This window comes from Clostridium carnis (assembly GCF_054657435.1).
Map to the genome: position 1 here is coordinate 1,840,998 of NZ_BAAHYS010000001.1, position 18,158 is coordinate 1,859,155.

Genomic DNA, 18,158 nt, shown 5'->3' on the forward strand with positions numbered 1-18,158 from the left:
TTAGGAGGTGGAAGTTTGGGATCAGCAGGACTTATAGAAATTAAAAGAAGAATGAAGTCAGTTGAAAGTACAAGAAAAATAACGAAAGCTATGAATCTTGTAGCCACTTCTAAACTTAGAAAAGCAAGAAAAGAACTTGTTGCTAATGAAAAATACTATAATTTATGCCATGAAATAGTAAGAGAATTAATGGCAGTTTTACCAGAGGATTATAATAGTCCATTCTTTAACAGCGGGGTTAAGACTTCTGATAAGCTTTATATTGTTATAAGTTCAGATACAGGTCTTTGTGGTGGATTCAATGGAAATATAGCTAGCAGCTTAAGTAATACAATTGAAGATAAAAGTACTGCAAAGATTGTTGTTGCAGGAAGCAAAGGAATTTCATACATGAAAAGATACGGGTTTGATACTGTAGGTGAATATGTAGAAATTCCAGATGTACCAACTGTAAAAGAAATAAGCGCAATATATAAAGATGCTTTATATAGGTTTAAAAAGGGAGATGTTTGTGAAGTAAATGTAGTGTTTACAGAATTTATATCACCTATTAAACAAGAAGTTAGAATAGAAAAGCTATTTCCTATTGAAAGGGAAGTTAAAGCACAAGGACAATTTTTAATTGAACCTAGCGTAGATGAAGTTTTAAATTCAAGTTTAGATGTGTATTTTAAAAGTAAACTTAAAAGATCTATGTTGCATTCAAAGGTTAGCGAGCAAAGTGCTAGAATGACAGCCATGGACGGAGCAACTAGAAATGCTAATGATATATTACAATCTTTAAGTATTAAATATAATAGAATAAGACAATCAATGATTACTCAAGAAATATCTGAGATTGTAGGAGGAGCTGAAGCTCAAAAATAGTAAGGAGGTATTATAATGCCTGAAAAAGTAGGGAAGGTAGTTCAAGTTATTGGACCGGTAGTTGACATTAAGTTTAACTCAGATGCACTACCTAATATCTATAATGAAATCAGAATAGATATGGGAGAGAAGATATTAGTAGTTGAAGTTGAACAGCATATGGGAGATGACATAGTAAGAACAATATCTATGGAATCTACAGATGGACTTAGAAGAGGAATGAAGGCACTTGATATGGGAAGATGTATTTCAGTACCAGTTGGTAAAGAAGTACTAGGAAGAGTATTTAATGTACTTGGAAACCCAATTGATAATGCTGGAGATGTTGATATAAAAGAAATATATCCAATTCATAGAGCAGCACCAAGTTTTAAAGAACAATCTTTAGAACCAGAAATGTTTGAGACAGGAATTAAAGTTATAGATTTATTAGCACCTTACCAAAGAGGGGGGAAAATAGGTCTATTTGGAGGAGCAGGGGTTGGTAAGACTGTTCTTATCCAAGAACTTATTAATAATATAGCTAAAGAGCACGGTGGACTTTCAGTATTCACAGGTGTTGGAGAAAGATCAAGAGAAGGTAATGATTTATACTATGAAATGAAAGAGTCTGGAGTTATAGATAAAACAGCTCTAGTATTCGGACAAATGAATGAGTCACCAGGAGCGAGAATGAGAGTTTCTCTAACAGGCTTAACAATGGCAGAATACTTTAGAGATCAAGGCCAAGACGTTCTTTTATTTATAGATAATATATTTAGATTTACTCAAGCTGGATCAGAGGTATCAGCTTTACTTGGAAGAATACCATCAGCTGTTGGTTATCAACCAACATTAGCAACGGAAATGGGAGCTTTACAAGAAAGAATTACTTCAACAAAGAATGGATCAATAACTTCAGTTCAAGCAGTATATGTACCTGCTGATGACCTTACTGACCCAGCTCCAGCGACAACATTCTCTCACCTTGATGCAACAACAGTTTTATCAAGAAGTATTGCTGAACTTGGAATATATCCAGCGGTTGATCCTTTAGAATCATCATCAAGAATATTAGATCCAAGAATAGTAGGAAAAGAGCATTATGAAGTAGCTACAGATGTTAAAAATATCCTAGAAAGATATAAAGAATTACAAGATATTATAGCTATACTAGGTGTAGATGAACTTTCAGATGAAGATAAAAATGTAGTTGCAAGAGCTAGAAGAGTTCAAAGATTCTTATCACAACCATTTACTGTAGCAGAACAATTTACTGGAATGCAAGGAAGATATGTTCAAGTTAAGGAAACAGTAAGAGGGTTTAAGGAAATATTAGAAGGTAAGTATGATGATTTACCAGAATCAGCATTCTTATTTGTTGGTAGTATAGAAGAAGCAATAGAAAAAGCTAAAACCTTAAGATAAGGGGATGAAGATTTATGGCTAAAACTTTTAAATTAGATATAATCACCCCAGATAAACAAGCTTTAACATTAGATGTTGAATCACTTAAAACAAGTACGATAGATGGTGGAGTTGAATTTAGAGCTAACCATACTGATATAATTTTAAGTACTGTACCAACAACTACTACAATAGTAAAAGCAGATGGAAGTAAGCAAAATCTATTTACATCATCTGGAATAATTTATCTTAAAGAAAATCATTTGAAATTTTGTTGTGATTCTATGGAGTTACCTTCAGAAATTGATATTTCAAGAGCTGAAAGTGCTAAGAATAGGGCAGAGAAAAGATTAAATGATACTAAAGATATAGATATAGAAAGAGCTAAAGTGGCTTTAGCTAGGGCTAATGCGAGAATTGAAACAATAAGTATAAATCAATAAATTTTAAAACACAGTGGTAACACTGTGTTTTTTTAGTATAAATACTGACAATGAATCACAAATTTCAACTTATTTTATATATTATAGTATAGTTATAATTATTGAATAGAAATAAACTAAATGGACAATACTTTAAAGGAAAGGTAGGGGGATGTAGATGAAAAAGAAAATATATTTACTTCCTGTGATAATCTTTTCTTTATTAATTATTGGTGCAACACCATATACTTTAAGAAAATCACAGGGAAACTTTAATAATATAGAAAATACAATTATAGAAAAAGGTGATTTTACTCAAAATGGTGTAAGAGTAGAATATTGTTTAAACTCATCAATAGAAGACGAGCATGCCAGAATTTTAGAAAAGCTTAAACAATATTTTGGAAACAACCTTCATCTTAATTATAATGAAATTTCATATAAGAACTCTGAACGAGAAATAAATACAAATATATGGATGGAAGAAAATAAAGTAAAAGTACAGATAAGTTATTTTAATAATGTATCAAGTAAGAGTTCAGAACAAATGAAGAATGAATTGGTAAAAATACAAAATAATAAAGGAACTAAAGTAAAATATTTTAATTTTATAAAGGGAAAGATAACAAATGATAGTAGAGCATATATACAAGATGTACTAAAGTCTAACATAAAGCAAGATACTTTAAAGACCCTAAATATTCATAATGGTTATGTAGCTAAGGCTCAACTAAATGATAATCAGAGGGTTAATATAGGATATATGAGATACGATACAGGAGAATATCTAATTATTGGAACCCCAATGATATTCATAACATACTAACAATTCATTATGGAGGATAATATGGAAAAAATTATAGTTGAAGGTGGGAAAAAACTAAAAGGTGAAGTAGATATAAGTATAGCTAAAAATTCAGTATTACCAATTATTGTAGCAAGTATTTTAAATCCTAATGATATTACAATAAAGAATGTTCCTATGTTAGAGGACGTAACAGTATTAACCAATTTATTAGATGGATTAAATTGTGGTATAAACTATTCTGATAAAACAAGAGACTTAAAAATAAATACTTCAAATTTAACACCTATAGATGCAAATAGTGATCTTATAAGAAAGATGAGAGCATCTTTTTTAATTATGGGACCTATGATTTCAAGATATGGAAAATGTAAGATATCTTTGCCAGGGGGATGTAATATAGGAAGTAGACCTATAGATCTTCATTTAAAAGGATTTAAACTTTTAGGAGCAGAAATTGAAATAGGACATGGTTTTGTAGAAGCTAAAGCTAAAAAATTAAAGGGAAATAGAATATATTTAGATTTTCCTTCAGTTGGAGCTACAGAAAATCTGTTAATGGCATCAGTTTTAGCAGATGGAGTTACAATAATTGAAAATGCTGCTGAAGAGCCAGAAATATGGGATTTAGCTAATTTTTTAAATGCTATGGGTGGAAAAATAGAAGGTGCAGGTATGGGAAGAATCACCATAGAAGGTGTTGATTCACTTAAAGGAGTAGAGTATAAGCCTATATACGATAGAATAGAGGCTGGAACTTTTATGGTAGCAGCCGCAATAACAAATAGTATAATTACAATAAATGGAGCTAATGAAGAACATTTAAGACCTACAATAGAAAAATTAAAAGAGTGTGGAGTGAAATTTTCTTCAAAAGGAAATTCAATGATTGTAGATGGTAGAGAAATAAAGAAAGCAGTTGATATAAAGACATTGCCATATCCAGGATTTCCAACAGATATGCAACCTCAAATGATGAGTTTATTGGCTACAGCTAAGGGCTCAAGTGTCATTACAGAAACTGTTTTTGAAAATAGATTTATGCATGTTGCAGAGCTTGTTAGAATGGGGGCTAATATTAAAATAGATGGAAGAACAGCAATTATAGAAGGCGTAGAATCATTAACAGGATGCGATGTTAAGGCTACAGATTTAAGAGCAGGAGCTGCAATGATATTAGCTGGATTAGCAGCTAAAGGAACAACAGAAATTGGTGATTTATACCATATAGATAGAGGGTACACTAATATAGAAGAAAAATTTAGGAAGCTTGGGGCAAATGTGTATAGAGTTGATAAATAAGTATAGTAGGCACTTTAATATCTATAAAAATATTTCATCTATTTAAAGAACTTAGATTTTATATCTAAGTTCTTTAAATTTTATCTAAATTAAGGCTTTACATAAAAATTAAAAAATAAAGTATATTTATATATAATCATCATATATTTAAATGTACAAGCTTGAAAGGAGGAATAATTAATGAAAAATAAGATAAACATACAAGAAGAAGTAATTTACCTATTAGCTTCAAGTTTATTAGTTTTAATTTTTATGATTTCAATTCCAATGGTAATTATAAAATCGTCACCTACTAATAATGTGCAACAGATTAGCCAAGAAAAAAATAATGATGGAAAAGCTGAAGAAAGCAAGGAAGAAGCTAAAAGTACTTCTATTGAGGTTAATGGCAATTCTACAGTTAAAGTATATATAACTAAAGAAGATAAACTTATAGAAGTGCCATTAGAAGAATATATTACTAGTGTTGTTTCAGGAGAAATGCCAGTTAGTTTTGAAACGGAGGCTTTAAAGGCACAAGCTATTGCAGCAAGAACTTATTTAATGGCTAAGAAAACTAAACCTTGTCCTAACGCTAAGGGTGGAGATGTTTGTGATACTACACATTGTCAAGTGTATATTAGTAAAGAAACAAGACTTGCTAAATGGGAAGGATTAGATGCAGCTGGAAACTGGAAAAAAATTGAGGATGCAGTGAAAGAAACAGCTGGTAAAGTTTTAACATATGAAGATGAATTAGTAATGTATCCACAATTCTTTTCAACAAGTTCAGGAAATACAGAAAATGCAATAGATGTATTTGCAAATAATGTACCTTATTTAGTATCAAAAGAAAGCAAAGGAGAAGAAGTTGCGCCAAAGTTTACAACTGAGGTTTCTATAGGGCTAGATGAGTTTATAAATACTATTAACTCAAAATATTCAAATGCTAAACTTACAACTGCAAATATAAATTCAAATATGGAAATATTATCACGAAGTAATTCAGGAGGAGTTAAGGAAATAAAATTAGGAGGAGAAAAAGTTAAAGGAACTGATTTTAGATTCCTTATAAAACTAAATTCTACTAACTTTGAATATAATATTAATGGATCACAAATAACGTTTAAATGTAAAGGATATGGTCATGGTGTTGGTATGAGTCAATGGGGAGCTAACGTTATGGCTAAAGAGGGAAAAGAATATAGTGAAATATTAAAACATTATTATAGCGGTATAGAGATTAAGGATTTAAAATTTAAAGAATAATAAATGAAATAAGCGATGGGAATCTTCCATCGCTTATTTTTTCGACAATAATTGTAGAAATTTGATGAAAACAAATATGGAACAAAGTGTATTAATTTAAAAGAAAGGGCAAGAATACAAAAAGGAGGTGTTGATATGGACCAAAATAAGAAAAATAAGGTAAAAGACTTTTTTAGAAAGGAGGGCTTTTATCTAGTACTATTCCTTTGTTTATGTGTTGTAGCCACTGTTGCGGTAGTAACTACAAAGAAAAATAAATTATCAGAACAAAGTAAAGCTCCAGAAAAGGAATTTACATTAAATGTTGATGATAAAACTACATCAGAAGCTCAAAAACAAAATGCAGATAGAGTACAAAATGAAAAAGAAAATGAAGTTGCTAACAATAACGAAACAGAAAAAGTTGAAGCACAACAAGATGTAAATGTTGCAGCAGGAACAACTACTGAGGTTAAATTTAAAAATCCAGTAGAAGGAGCAATTTCAAGATCTTATTCATTTCCACAACCTAAGGCAATGAAAGATGGAACAAGCAGAAATATAAGAGGAATAGATATAAAAGCCACTGTAGGAACAGAAGTTAAAGCAGCTGCTGTTGGTGAAGTAAAGGAAGTTGCAAAAAGATCTGAAGAAGGAAATTACGTTGTTATTACTCATGCTAATGGATTAAGTACAAAATATTGTAATCTAGATAGTGATATCAAGGTAAACATAGGAGATAAAGTAACAGCAGAAACTGTTATTGGAGCAGCTGGTGAAAGTTCTAAGATATTTACAAACCAAGAATTTGGGGAACATGTAAATATTCAAGTTCAAGATTCAACAGGAAAAGATTTAAATCCAACAACATATTTTACTTATAGTGAATAATAAAAAAATATATTCAACAGTTATTTACAAGTGTAAGTAACTGTTGAATTATAAAAAAAATTGACTAAGGTCACATATTAATAAATTATCCGTGTCGAGGAGGTAGCGAAGTGAAAGACTATATTGAAGAGAGAGTATTAGAAGTAGCTCAATATATAATTGATTCAAAAGATACAATTAGAAAAACAGCGAAAGTTTTTGGAGTTAGCAAAAGTACAATTCATAAGGATATGACAGAAAGGCTGCCTAAAATAAACCCAGTTATAGCAGAAAAAACTCATTCTATATTGGAGTTAAATAAGGCAGAAAGACATATTAGAGGTGGGAAAGCAACTAAGTTAAAATATAAAGCAGTAGATTAGATAGTGATAGCCAAAATTACTACAAATTATATTGAATCATTACTATATTCCATATATAATAAAAAGAAGAGAAAAATTTGTAAAAAAATAGAGATATTTTAAATAAAATAGATTTATAGTGGGAGTGAACGAGGAATGTGGTTTTGGAGAAGTGGAACTGACTTGGGGATTGATCTAGGCACAGCAACTGTTTTGGTTTATGCAAAAGGAAAGGGTATAATCTTAAAAGAGCCATCAGTTGTTGCTATAAATAAAAATAATAATAAGGTTCTTGCGGTTGGAGAAGAAGCAAGAAGAATGATAGGAAGAACACCAGGGAATATTGTTGCAGTAAGACCATTAAGAGACGGTGTTATATCTGATTATGATGTTACAGAAAGAATGCTTAAAGAATTTATAAAAAAGGCATATGGAAAAGGAAAGATTACTGCACCAAAAGTTATGGTTTGTGTTCCATCTCAAGCAACTGAAGTTGAGAAAAGAGCTGTTATGGATGCAGCAAGAAACTCAGGGGCTAAGAGAGTTCACCTTATAGAAGAACCGCTAGCAGCTGCAATTGGTGCTGGACTAGATATAACCAAGCCTAATGGATCAATGGTTGTCGATATTGGTGGAGGTACTACTGATATAGCTGTAATATCACTAGGTGGAGTTGTTGTAAGAGCATCAATAAAAGTTGCAGGTGATACATTTGATGATGCAATTATTAAATTTGTAAGAAATAAATATAAAATAATGATTGGTGAAAAAACAGCAGAAGAATTAAAGGTTACAATTGGATCAGCATACAAAGGATCAAGAAGCTTAACAACAACAATGAAGGGAAGGAACCTAATAACAGGACTTCCAGATGAAGTTTCAATTACAACTGATGAGATAAGAGATGCTTTAAAGGAATCAGTGACATTAATTGTTGAAAGTGTAAAAGAAGTACTTGAGAGAACACCCCCAGAGTTAGCTGCTGATATAATAGAAAAAGGAATACTAATGACTGGTGGAGGAGCACTTTTAGATGGACTAGATAAATTAATTCAGTCACAAACAGGGGTGAATGTTACAGTTGCACATAACTCTGTAGAAGCAGTTGCAGAAGGAACAGGTCAAGTATTAGGGTACTTAGACAAACTAGATTCAGCAATAGTAGGACAAGAAATAACATTAGTAGATTAATCAGATTATATTAAATAAATATATACATAATTAATTTAAAATAAAGCGTAAATTATTATAAAATGATAATTTACGCTTTATTTTTATAAAATTTATTCTTTAGAAGAATTATTTAAATTATAGGCATATATTATCCCATTAGATATAACTTTTGCCATTTGCATAACAAGATGTAGTCTAATACTTCTAGAAGTAAAAAGTTCTACATTGTCACTAGAATCTATTATTCCTATAATTGAGGCAATTCCAACTTCAGGAAGGGATTTTCCAACTCCTTTACCTGGATGTATAGGATAATCCCGTGTATGTATTTCACCAATAGATTTATAGTCTCCTAAACAAGCATCTATTCCTATTATATTTGCATTAGGATGGTTTTTATTAATTTCAGCTAAGCGTTTATTTATATTTAAAGCATGTATTGGAAACTCTATTGTACCGTAAACAGGTAGCTGGAGTTTACTCTCTTTTAGATACGTACCTACAAGGGGACCAAGACAATCACCAATACATTTATCAGTACCAATACAAACTATTACTGTTTTATTTGAAATATAATTTTTCATAAAGTTTGCAATTTCAATATAAGCTAATTTAGATTCATAAAAAACTTTATGTTTTCCCAAAATAATTCACCTCCTAACTCTAAATATATATGTTTAAAACAAGAGAATTATAATAAATTGTATAAAAAAACATAATATGGAAATGAATTAATAAAAAGGAGGAGATTATATGAGAAAAGTTTTAATATATATATCTGTAGTAATTGTAAGTGCAAGTATCCCTATATATACATTATTGTTTTGGGAACCTTTAAAGGATAATGATATAAAAGAAGAATTTAGTAAAATAGAAATAATAAAAGAAGTTAATGAAAAAAATAAGAATTCAATAGCAGTTATAAATGAATCTAAAGGTATTATAGAAAATTCAAAAGAAGAGATTGTTCAGGTATTAAATGAAGTTGATAAATTTAAAATAAACTTCGAAGAGATAACAAGAGAAATAACAAAAGAAGAGCGTATAAAAATAAATAATTTACTTAATAAACTATCAGCTGTTGATATAATAAAAGTTAATGATTTATTTAAAAATGGAGAAAATAAGAATGCTATAAAAGAAGGAATGTTATTGCTTAAGAAAAGGATGTCTAGCAATGATTATGAAGAATTTAAAGAGATACTTAGTAAATATCTAAAGTTTAAAGAAATAGATATAGAAATATGATAAAATTCAATTGGTAGCATTAAAACGAAGAAAACAAAAGAAAAATAAAGTATAACAAGAATAAACTTATGTAAAGGTATAAAAAGCAACTTGAAATTAATATGCTTTGAATATATACTAATCATTGTCAGTCAGACAGATATAGTTGATTGGCAAAGAAAACTAATGAAAAGTTAAAAATGGGAGAGTTCCCGAGTGGCCAAAGGGGGCAGACTGTAAATCTGTTACGTTTCGTTTCGATGGTTCGAATCCGTCCTCCCCCACCATTATTTAACTTTTTAATAATATGCTGGCATGGCTCAACGGTAGAGCAGCTGACTTGTAATCAGCAGGTTGTAGGTTCGATTCCTATTGCCAGCTCCATAAAATGGGGGAGTTCCCGAGTGGCCAAAGGGGGCAGACTGTAAATCTGTTACGTTTCGTTTCGATGGTTCGAATCCGTCCTCCCCCACCATTTTATATTTAAGGGCGCATAGCTCAGCTGGGAGAGCATCTGCCTTACAAGCAGAGGGTCACAGGTTCGATCCCTGTTGTGCCCACCACTTAAATAATTAACAAAAGAATAATATGCTGGCATGGCTCAACGGTAGAGCAGCTGACTTGTAATCAGCAGGTTGTAGGTTCGATTCCTATTGCCAGCTCCAAGAATGGGGGAGTTCCCGAGTGGCCAAAGGGGGCAGACTGTAAATCTGTTACGTTTCGTTTCGATGGTTCGAATCCGTCCTCCCCCACCACAAAAGCAAGAAATATTTCTTGCTTTTTATTTTTGTTTAATGAAAACCACCTGCTATGCAGGTGAGTTCCGAAAAGCTTTAGCGGTCAGTAGGAAATAAAAACCTCCTTTGGTATAATTAAACTAGGTTCGACAGCCAAATTTAATAACCAAAGGAGGCATCCGTAATGGATAGTAATAGTTTATCACATACAAAATGGAATTGTAAATATCATATAGTATTCGCGCCTAAGTATAGGAGGAAAGAGCTATATGGAGAAAAGAAAAAAGAAATAGGTAAAATATTAAGACAGTTATGTGAGTGGAAAGGTGTAACTATAATCGAGGCGCATGTATGCGTTGATCATATACATATGTTGGTTGAGATACCACCAAAGATGAGTGTATCAGGCTTTGTAGGATTTTTAAAAGGAAAAAGTAGTCTTATGATTTTTGAAAGATTTGCAAACTTGAAGTATAAGTATGGAAATAGACATTTTTGGTGTCGTGGATTTTATGTGGATACAGTAGGAAGAAATAGAAAGGCAATTGAAGAATATATAAGAAATCAAGAAAAAGAAGATATGATTTCAGATCAAATAAGTATGAAAGAATATATGGACCCTTTTAAGGGTAGCAAGTAACATAGTATGCGGCTGGCGAACCAATTTAAGCGCCTTAAGGCGCAATGCAGGTAAGAGGCCCTTATAGGGCTTAGGAAATACCACCAGCTAAGCTGGTGGATTTTTATTTATAATACTTTAAACCATACATTTCTATTAAATAAAAGCTAATAATTTTATAAAATATAGTTGACCAATATTATAAAAGTTGTTATAATCTAAATCATGAAAATTTGATATTAGTTCTTATCCAGAGAGGCGGAGGGAAAAGGGCCCTATGAAACCCGGCAACCTGTGATTATCACAAAGGTGCCAATTCCAGCAAAATGTAATTTTGCAAGATAAGAAAGAGTATGACTTAGTATAGTCTCTTCTTATCGAAGAGGCTTTTTTTATTATCTATATAGAATATACTTTTATAAATTTTTAATATAGGATTAATATCAAATAAATTGAAAGGAGAATGTTAAAATGAGAAGACTTTTTACATCAGAATCAGTTACAGAAGGACATCCAGATAAAATTTGCGATCAAATTTCAGATGCAGTACTAGATAGTATACTAGAAAAAGATCCAAGCGCTAGAGTAGCTTGTGAAACAGCAGTTACAACTGGAATGGTATTAGTTATGGGAGAAATCTCAACTAATTGTTACATAGATATTCCAAAAGTTGTTAGAGAAACAATTAAGGGAATTGGCTATGATAGAGCTAAATTTGGTTTCGATTGTGATACATGTTCAGTATTAACTTCAATAGATGAACAATCAAGAGATATTGCTATGGGTGTTGATGAAGCATTAGAATCAAGAGAAGGAAATAAAGATAATGTTGAAGCAGTAGGGGCTGGAGATCAAGGTATGATGTTTGGCTTTGCTACTAATGAAACTGAAGAATTTATGCCATTACCAATAGCTATGGCTCATAGATTATCAAGAAGATTATCAGAAGTTAGAAAGAATGGAACTTTATCATATTTAAGACCAGATGGAAAGACTCAAGTTACAGTTGAATATGATGATAATAAGGTAATAAGAATTGATGCTATTGTAATATCAACTCAACATGGAGAAGAAGTTACACAAGAGCAAATAAGAAAAGATTTAATGGAACATGTTATAAAAGCAGTAGTTCCAGCTGAATTATTAGATGATAATACTAAGTATTATATTAACCCAACAGGAAGATTTGTAGTTGGTGGCCCACAAGGGGATTCAGGTTTAACAGGAAGAAAAATAATAGTTGATACTTATGGTGGATATGGAAGACACGGTGGTGGTGCTTTTTCAGGTAAAGATCCAACTAAGGTTGATAGATCAGCAGCTTATGCAGCTAGATGGGTTGCTAAGAATTTAGTAGCAGCTGGAGTTGCTGATAAATTAGAAATTCAATTAGCATATGCAATTGGAGTTGCTAAGCCTGTATCAATAGAAGTAGAAACATTTGGAACTGGTAAAAAGACAGAAGAGGAAATAGTTTCTATAGTAGAAAAGACTTTTGACTTAAGACCAGGTGCTATTATAAGAGATTTAGAATTAAGAAGACCTATATACAAACAAACAGCAGCTTATGGACATTTTGGAAGAAATGATTTAAACCTTCCATGGGAACAATTAAATAAAGTTGAAGAAATAAAGAAACATCTTTAATTAAATAAGATATTATTAAAGTAATATAATAAATTTATTTAATTATAAATAATAAGAATAAGCCACTTGTAATAAAAATTTATTTACAAGTGGCTTATTTTAATGACTTATAAATTATTAAAATTCAGAATAATAAAATGTTTAGTAATTTTATATTATTTTTCTGAATGAACTACCTTCCCGGAAACTATTACTTTCTTAACATTTATGTTTTCATCAAATAATACTAAGTCAGCATCAAAACCTTCTTTAATAAGGCCTTTTTTAGTTTCAACCTTACAGTGTCTTGCTCCATTAAATGTAGCCATTTTAACTACTTCGTATAAAGGATATCCAACATTTTTATAGACATTTCTAATTGCTTTATCTAAAGTAAGAACAGATCCGGCTAAGCTACCAGTAGTTAATCTTGCTGCACCATCAGATACAACAACATCTTGACCTCCTAAAGAATACATACCATCTGGCATACTACATGCCATCATAGCATCAGTTACAAGAAGAACCTTATCAGTAGTCTTTTGATTATAAGCTATTCTTAATGATGGGTATGATATATGAATTCCATCTGAAATAGTTTCTGTAGTTATTTCACTATCAAATATTGCACCAACAACTCCTGGTTCTCTATGAGCAAATGGAGTCATAGCGTTAAAAAGGTGTGTTGAGTGACAACATCCACATTTAATTCCTTCCATAGCTTCTGCATAAGTAGCTTTTGTATGGCCCATTGAACAAACTATTCCTTTAGCTGATAAATATTTAATTAATTCCTTTGCGCCAGGGACTTCAGGAGCTATTGTGATAGAAACTACAGCATCATTTGCTTCTCCAACCATAGCATCATAATTTTCGATTGTTGGTGAAATTAAGAACTTTGGATTTTGAGCACCAATAGCATTTGGGCTTATAAAAGGTCCTTCTAAATGAGCACCTAAAACAATAGCACCATCGGTACCGTTTTCTTTAGCTTCTTTAATTACCTTCATAGATTGTCTTATAGCATCTATTGATACTGTCATAGTAGTTGGAGTAAAAGCTGTAGTACCGTGTTTTACTATAGCCTTAGATATTTCATTAATAGCCTCGTATGTACCGTCCATAGTATCATATCCAGCTGCACCGTGAATGTGGACATCAATAAAACCAGGTGATAAGTAAAGACCTTCTCCATCTATAATTTCATTAGACACTTCAGTAGTAGGATTAATTTCTTTAATTTTACCATTTTCAATTAAAACTGAACCTTTTTCTATTTTATCTAAAAAGATAATATTACAGTTTTTAATTAACATATAAACACCTCCATGTTATTTTGTTATTTATATTTGCATATAAATAATTTTTACTTTTTATGTTATGTTATAATTATATAATAAAATTATTAAGATTAAAATACGCTTAAAAGATTTGGAGAGATAGTATGGAAGTTCTAAATGGAATTGTAGAAGCTATTGTATTTAAAAGTGAAGATACAGGGTATGTTGTTTCTAAAATAAGTATTGATAAAGAAACTATAAATGCTGTTGGAATAGTTCCTTTTTTAAAAGAAGGTCAGCATGTAAAATTAAAAGGACAATGGGTACTACATAAACAATTTGGACGTCAATTTAATATAGAGGAATATGAAGAAATACTTCCAACTTCAATTGAAGGAATTGAGAAGTATTTAAGTACTGGAGTAATTCATGGAATAGGACCTGTAACAGCTAAAAAAATTGTTGAAAAATTTAAAGAAGATACTTTAGATATTTTAGATAATCATATTGAAAGATTACAAGAGATAGAGGGAATTGGAGAAAAGAAATTTAGAATAATTTTTGAATCATATATAGAACAGAAAGATTTAAAAGATATAATGATTTATTTTCAGAGTCATGGAATGTCTTCAAATCAATGTATAAAAATATATAAAAAATTTGGTCCAGAAGCTAAGAGTATAGTTTCAGAAAATCCATATATACTTTGTGATGAAATTTCAGGTATAGGATTTATAACAGCAGATAGAATTGCAAAAAGCTTAGGGGTAGAAAATACATCTGTATTTAGGGTTCAAAGCGGAATAAGATATGTATTAAATCAATTTTCGGCAGCTGGAAACACATATATGCCAAAGGATTTACTTATAGAGGACGTTTCTAAAGTATTGATGGTATCAAAAGATCTTGTTGAGGAAAACATATATAACTCATCTTTAGAAGGAAAGATAAAAGTTGATAAAATAAATAATATAGAAGCTGTATTTTTATTACCATATTACTATTGTGAACTTGGAGTTACAAATAAGATAATAACCTTAAGTATTGAAAATTTTAGAACTATAAATACTGATGTTGAATTTGAAATAGAAACTTTTGAAAAGAAAAATAATATACAATTTGCGCCATCACAAAGAGAAGCTATTATAGGGGCCTTTGAAAATGGTATAGAAATAATAACTGGAGGACCAGGTACAGGTAAAACTACAATAATCAAAGCTATTATTGAGATATATGAAAATAATGGAATGAAGGTATTGTTAGGTGCACCAACAGGCAGAGCTGCAAAGAGAATGACAGAATCAACAGGCAGAGAGTCTAAAACAATACATAGATTACTTGAAATGGGAGTAAGTGAAGAGGAAAATTCATTTTTTGGAAGAGGAGAATCATCACCTTTAGAAGGAGATGTAATAATAATAGATGAAGCATCAATGATAGATATAATGCTTATGCAAAATCTTTTAAAGGCTATAAAATTAGGAACTAGATTAATTATAGTTGGAGATGCGGATCAATTACCATCAGTTGGAGCAGGAAATGTCTTAAAGGATTTAATAGAAAGTAACTTTATAAAGATAGTTAGATTAAAAGATATCTTTAGACAAGGTAAAGAAAGTATGATTGTAACTAATGCACATAAAATAAACAGTGGAGAAATGCCATATATTAATAAAAAAGATGGAGATTTTTTCTTTGAGAACAAAGAAGACATAGATGCAATATTATATACTGTAATAGATTTAATTAATAGAAGATTACCTAAATTTAATTCAAGATGGGATAAATTAAGAGATATGCAAATATTAACACCAACAAGAAAAGGTGCGTTAGGTGTACAAAATTTAAATAATAAACTACAAGAGGTGTTAAATCCACCAGAGAAATATAAAAAAGAAAAAGTTTTAAAAGAAATGCTATTTAGAGAAGGGGATAAGGTAATGCAGACAAAAAATAATTATTCCCTTAAATGGTTTAGAATAAATGGTAATGGAGAAAATGAAGGTGTAGGTGTATTTAATGGTGATATGGGGTTTATACAAAGCATAAATGAAGAGGAAAAGACCTTTACAATAATTTTTGATGACGAAAGAAAAGTAGTTTATGATTATATTTATTTAGATGAGTTAGAACTAGCATATGCAATTACAATTCATAAAAGTCAAGGAAGTGAGTTTAAAGTAATAATAACACCAGCTTTTATGGGATCACCATTTTTAATGAACAGGAATCTTTTATATACAGCAATAACAAGAGCAAAAGAATTAGTAGTAGTAGTAGGAATTCCAAAAGCTTTAAAATATATGGTTTCTAATACAAAAAGTATGGAGAGATATTCATCTTTAAAAGATCGAATATTAGATATAACATCAAAAGATATGTTTAGTGAGGAGTAAGGAGAATTAAAATGGGGGATGAAAATATAGTTAATCTAAAGGAATTTAACAATTGTGTTACTAAAATAAATAAATGGTATGTTAGACAATCAAAGTTATTAACTATAATTACGTGTCCATATAACAGTTCTTTAATATATTCAAGCATAATTAATGAAGTTACTAGATCTAAGAAAAAAGTATTGTATATATGGGGCGGTAATACTATAAATGATATCTTAATAAAAAGCATAAAACTAATTAATAATAATTTGACATACTCATATTTGGATAAAGGAGAAGCAGATACAAGTGTAACTTTTGTTAATTTCAAAAATGTAAATTATGTAAAAGGATATTATGATCTATGTATTGTTGATGATATTAGTAAATTTTCAGTTACAACTAGGGAAGATTTAATAGAAATAATAGAATATCAGTATTTATTCAGTAGAAGAATTATAGTGTATTCAATAGAAAAAATAGTATCTATGGGGAGCAGTATAGAAGTATCACCATTATTAAAAAAAGGACCATTTATTGAACCGAGAATATTAAATACAAGAGTAAAATTAGATGAAGATATTCCATATAGTCTATATGATTATCTAATATGGTTTAAAAATAACAAAAGAAAAATAGTTATTTGTGTTCCATCAGAGGAAAAGTTAGAGAAGGTTTATAAATATTATATAAATTCACTTAAAATAAAGGATGTAAAACCTATCAAATATCTAAAAGGAGAATCATTTAAGAATATAGAGGATATTGTAAATAAGAAAAACAAAAGTATTTTTATAATTACAAATAATATATCAGAATATATAAGAAAAATAGATGACTTAGATATAATAGTCTTATTTGCAGATGATATTTTTTATAATTATAAAAAACTCTTATATTTATGTGCAGTTTTAGGAAAGGATATTAAAAAACCAGGCGAAATTCTATTAGTTTCTAAGGATATATCTAATGATATGGATGAAACTAAGAATATATCTAGACGGTTTAATAAAATTATATGGGAAAAAGGATTATTAAAGAAATAAAAATAATTATAGATGGATTATTAGATATAATATATCCACCTGAAAATAAATGTATTACTTGTGGGGAAGAGGACCACGTTGGACTTTGCTATAAATGTAATAATAAAATAAAAAGAATAACAGACAATACTGGGATTATTTCATATGCACATTATGGAGGAACAATAAAAAAATTAATTTTAGCTTTTAAATATAAAAAGAATTTTTATGCAGGAGAAATACTGAGTGATTATTTATGTAAATTAATAAAAGAAAATAAAATAGAGGCAGACATTATATTTTATGTTCCAATAAGTAAAGAATCATTAAAGATTAGAGGGTTTAATCAGTGTGAAGTAATGGCAAAAAATATATCTAAAAAATTTAATATACCAATTAGTAAAGGATTAATTAAAGTTAGAAAAACCAAGGAACAAAAAACCCTATCTAAGGAAGAAAGAGCGGAAAATGTTATAGGAGCATTTGATATTAAAAATCCAAAAGATGTTAAAGATAAAAATATAATATTAATAGATGATGTTGTAACAACCGGAGAAACTCTTAAAGAATGCGAAAAAATTTTAAAAAAATACGAAGCTTGTACAATAAATATATTGACAGTTTCTAAAAGTAATATATAATATATTAATGTAATGTTAGGTCTGTGGATGAAAGTCGATGCCAGTCGCAGGCGAAACGATCCACGTAAGTTAGGCAAAGATTCTAATGAGCATGGTGCGGTATAGAGGTAAGTCCTACCAATTAATAGTTGAGAGTGTGAGTAGTGAGAGGTTAAGTCCGGGTAGCAAAAGCTCCAGTAGGCGAGTGTGGGGGCAAAAGCCAGGTCAGCTA

General features: G+C 30.2%; 17 protein-coding genes, 6 tRNA genes and 1 riboswitch. Of the genes, 21 read left to right on the top strand and 2 right to left on the bottom strand.

All coding sequences use genetic code 11. The features are described 5' to 3' along the window. Positions 1-15: 15 nt before the first annotated feature. The 9 genes from atpG (at position 16) to mreB (ending at position 8,432) form a co-directional block, all read left to right on the top strand. Positions 16-867 carry an ATP synthase F1 subunit gamma gene (atpG, locus tag ACYQ1T_RS08840; RefSeq protein WP_459834049.1) on the top strand — a complete coding sequence of 284 codons (852 nt, stop codon included), beginning with the start codon at positions 16-18 and terminating at the stop codon, positions 865-867. Positions 868-882: 15 nt separating this feature from the next. After that, positions 883-2,274, top strand: coding sequence for a F0F1 ATP synthase subunit beta (gene atpD / locus ACYQ1T_RS08845; RefSeq protein ID WP_459834051.1), 1,392 nt, complete (start codon positions 883-885; stop codon positions 2,272-2,274). Between the two features lie 14 nt (positions 2,275-2,288). Then, entirely contained in the window at positions 2,289-2,696 is a 408-nt protein-coding gene (locus ACYQ1T_RS08850) for an ATP synthase delta/epsilon chain alpha-helix domain-containing protein (RefSeq protein WP_459834053.1), read from the top strand. A gap of 157 nt (positions 2,697-2,853) precedes the next feature. Beyond that, the gene (locus ACYQ1T_RS08855) at positions 2,854-3,501 is read left to right on the top strand and encodes a hypothetical protein (protein WP_459834055.1); all 648 of its coding nucleotides are present in this window, start codon (positions 2,854-2,856) and stop codon (positions 3,499-3,501) included. A gap of 21 nt (positions 3,502-3,522) precedes the next feature. After that, complete coding sequence (murA, locus tag ACYQ1T_RS08860) at positions 3,523-4,782, top strand: UDP-N-acetylglucosamine 1-carboxyvinyltransferase (RefSeq protein WP_459834057.1); 1,260 nt, start codon at positions 3,523-3,525, stop codon at positions 4,780-4,782. A gap of 180 nt (positions 4,783-4,962) precedes the next feature. Next, positions 4,963-6,030 (top strand): stage II sporulation protein D, encoded by a 1,068-nt coding sequence (gene spoIID / locus ACYQ1T_RS08865; RefSeq protein WP_459834059.1) that lies wholly within the window; start codon positions 4,963-4,965, stop codon positions 6,028-6,030. A 135-nt stretch (positions 6,031-6,165) separates the two neighbouring features. Beyond that, positions 6,166-6,900: a peptidoglycan DD-metalloendopeptidase family protein gene (locus ACYQ1T_RS08870; protein ID WP_459834061.1), complete on the top strand. Its 735-nt coding sequence runs from the start codon at positions 6,166-6,168 to the stop codon at positions 6,898-6,900. 110 nt (positions 6,901-7,010) lie between these two features. After that, the gene (gene spoIIID, locus ACYQ1T_RS08875) at positions 7,011-7,262 is read left to right on the top strand and encodes a sporulation transcriptional regulator SpoIIID (protein ID WP_459834063.1); all 252 of its coding nucleotides are present in this window, start codon (positions 7,011-7,013) and stop codon (positions 7,260-7,262) included. 135 nt (positions 7,263-7,397) lie between these two features. Next, positions 7,398-8,432, top strand: a complete 1,035-nt coding sequence (gene mreB, locus ACYQ1T_RS08880) for a rod shape-determining protein (protein ID WP_459834065.1) — start codon at positions 7,398-7,400, stop codon at positions 8,430-8,432. Positions 8,433-8,524: 92 nt separating this feature from the next. Here the strand turns inward: mreB and yyaC are convergent, their stop codons facing one another. After that, positions 8,525-9,058 (bottom strand): spore protease YyaC, encoded by a 534-nt coding sequence (yyaC, locus tag ACYQ1T_RS08885; protein WP_459834067.1) that lies wholly within the window; start codon positions 9,056-9,058, stop codon positions 8,525-8,527. A 109-nt stretch (positions 9,059-9,167) separates the two neighbouring features. Between yyaC and ACYQ1T_RS08890 the strand changes: the two genes are divergently transcribed. The 9 genes from ACYQ1T_RS08890 (at position 9,168) to metK (ending at position 12,644) form a co-directional block, all read left to right on the top strand. Continuing rightward, entirely contained in the window at positions 9,168-9,662 is a 495-nt protein-coding gene (locus tag ACYQ1T_RS08890; protein WP_459834069.1) for a hypothetical protein, read from the top strand. A gap of 181 nt (positions 9,663-9,843) precedes the next feature. After that, a tRNA-Tyr gene (locus ACYQ1T_RS08895) sits at positions 9,844-9,928 on the top strand. 22 nt (positions 9,929-9,950) lie between these two features. After that, positions 9,951-10,025 (top strand) — tRNA-Thr (locus tag ACYQ1T_RS08900). A gap of 6 nt (positions 10,026-10,031) precedes the next feature. After that, a tRNA-Tyr gene (locus ACYQ1T_RS08905) sits at positions 10,032-10,116 on the top strand. A 12-nt stretch (positions 10,117-10,128) separates the two neighbouring features. Continuing rightward, a tRNA-Val gene (locus ACYQ1T_RS08910) sits at positions 10,129-10,204 on the top strand. 27 nt (positions 10,205-10,231) lie between these two features. Further along, positions 10,232-10,306, top strand: a tRNA-Thr gene (locus ACYQ1T_RS08915). Between the two features lie 5 nt (positions 10,307-10,311). Continuing rightward, positions 10,312-10,396: transfer RNA gene (locus ACYQ1T_RS08920), tRNA-Tyr, on the top strand. Positions 10,397-10,562: 166 nt separating this feature from the next. Further along, entirely contained in the window at positions 10,563-11,018 is a 456-nt protein-coding gene (gene tnpA, locus ACYQ1T_RS08925) for an IS200/IS605 family transposase (protein ID WP_459831012.1), read from the top strand. A gap of 222 nt (positions 11,019-11,240) precedes the next feature. Continuing rightward, positions 11,241-11,345: riboswitch (SAM riboswitch) on the top strand. A 123-nt stretch (positions 11,346-11,468) separates the two neighbouring features. Beyond that, positions 11,469-12,644 carry a methionine adenosyltransferase gene (gene metK / locus ACYQ1T_RS08930; RefSeq protein WP_459834070.1) on the top strand — a complete coding sequence of 392 codons (1,176 nt, stop codon included), beginning with the start codon at positions 11,469-11,471 and terminating at the stop codon, positions 12,642-12,644. A gap of 155 nt (positions 12,645-12,799) precedes the next feature. On the opposite strand, the gene nagA is transcribed toward metK, so the two are convergent. Continuing rightward, positions 12,800-13,939 carry an N-acetylglucosamine-6-phosphate deacetylase gene (nagA, locus tag ACYQ1T_RS08935; RefSeq protein ID WP_459834072.1) on the bottom strand — a complete coding sequence of 380 codons (1,140 nt, stop codon included), beginning with the start codon at positions 13,937-13,939 and terminating at the stop codon, positions 12,800-12,802. A 128-nt stretch (positions 13,940-14,067) separates the two neighbouring features. Between nagA and recD2 the strand changes: the two genes are divergently transcribed. Genes recD2 through ACYQ1T_RS08950 form a run of 3 tightly spaced genes read left to right on the top strand, consistent with a single transcriptional unit; the run spans position 14,068 to position 17,947 of the window. After that, complete coding sequence (gene recD2, locus ACYQ1T_RS08940) at positions 14,068-16,299, top strand: SF1B family DNA helicase RecD2 (RefSeq protein WP_459834074.1); 2,232 nt, start codon at positions 14,068-14,070, stop codon at positions 16,297-16,299. A gap of 11 nt (positions 16,300-16,310) precedes the next feature. Next, entirely contained in the window at positions 16,311-17,327 is a 1,017-nt protein-coding gene (locus ACYQ1T_RS08945) for a hypothetical protein (RefSeq protein ID WP_459834076.1), read from the top strand. Further along, complete coding sequence (locus ACYQ1T_RS08950; protein ID WP_459834078.1) at positions 17,300-17,947, top strand: ComF family protein; 648 nt, start codon at positions 17,300-17,302, stop codon at positions 17,945-17,947. The genes ACYQ1T_RS08945 and ACYQ1T_RS08950 overlap by 28 nt, the downstream gene beginning before the upstream one ends. Positions 17,948-18,158: the final 211 nt, after the last annotated feature.

Bases quoted from the DNA above. Each gene is read 5' to 3' on its own strand.
- metK (WP_459834070.1), top strand. From the start codon at position 11,469: ATGAGAAGACTTTTTACATCAGAATCAGTTACAGAAGGACATCCAGAT.
- ACYQ1T_RS08870 (WP_459834061.1), top strand. From the start codon at position 6,166: ATGGACCAAAATAAGAAAAATAAGGTAAAAGACTTTTTTAGAAAGGAG.
- nagA (WP_459834072.1), bottom strand. From the start codon at position 13,939: ATGTTAATTAAAAACTGTAATATTATCTTTTTAGATAAAATAGAAAAA.
- spoIID (WP_459834059.1), top strand. From the start codon at position 4,963: ATGAAAAATAAGATAAACATACAAGAAGAAGTAATTTACCTATTAGCT.
- ACYQ1T_RS08950 (WP_459834078.1), top strand. From the start codon at position 17,300: ATGGGAAAAAGGATTATTAAAGAAATAAAAATAATTATAGATGGATTA.
- tnpA (WP_459831012.1), top strand. From the start codon at position 10,563: ATGGATAGTAATAGTTTATCACATACAAAATGGAATTGTAAATATCAT.
- ACYQ1T_RS08890 (WP_459834069.1), top strand. From the start codon at position 9,168: ATGAGAAAAGTTTTAATATATATATCTGTAGTAATTGTAAGTGCAAGT.
- atpD (WP_459834051.1), top strand. From the start codon at position 883: ATGCCTGAAAAAGTAGGGAAGGTAGTTCAAGTTATTGGACCGGTAGTT.
- ACYQ1T_RS08850 (WP_459834053.1), top strand. From the start codon at position 2,289: ATGGCTAAAACTTTTAAATTAGATATAATCACCCCAGATAAACAAGCT.
- murA (WP_459834057.1), top strand. From the start codon at position 3,523: ATGGAAAAAATTATAGTTGAAGGTGGGAAAAAACTAAAAGGTGAAGTA.
- mreB (WP_459834065.1), top strand. From the start codon at position 7,398: ATGTGGTTTTGGAGAAGTGGAACTGACTTGGGGATTGATCTAGGCACA.
- ACYQ1T_RS08945 (WP_459834076.1), top strand. From the start codon at position 16,311: ATGGGGGATGAAAATATAGTTAATCTAAAGGAATTTAACAATTGTGTT.
- ACYQ1T_RS08855 (WP_459834055.1), top strand. From the start codon at position 2,854: ATGAAAAAGAAAATATATTTACTTCCTGTGATAATCTTTTCTTTATTA.
- recD2 (WP_459834074.1), top strand. From the start codon at position 14,068: ATGGAAGTTCTAAATGGAATTGTAGAAGCTATTGTATTTAAAAGTGAA.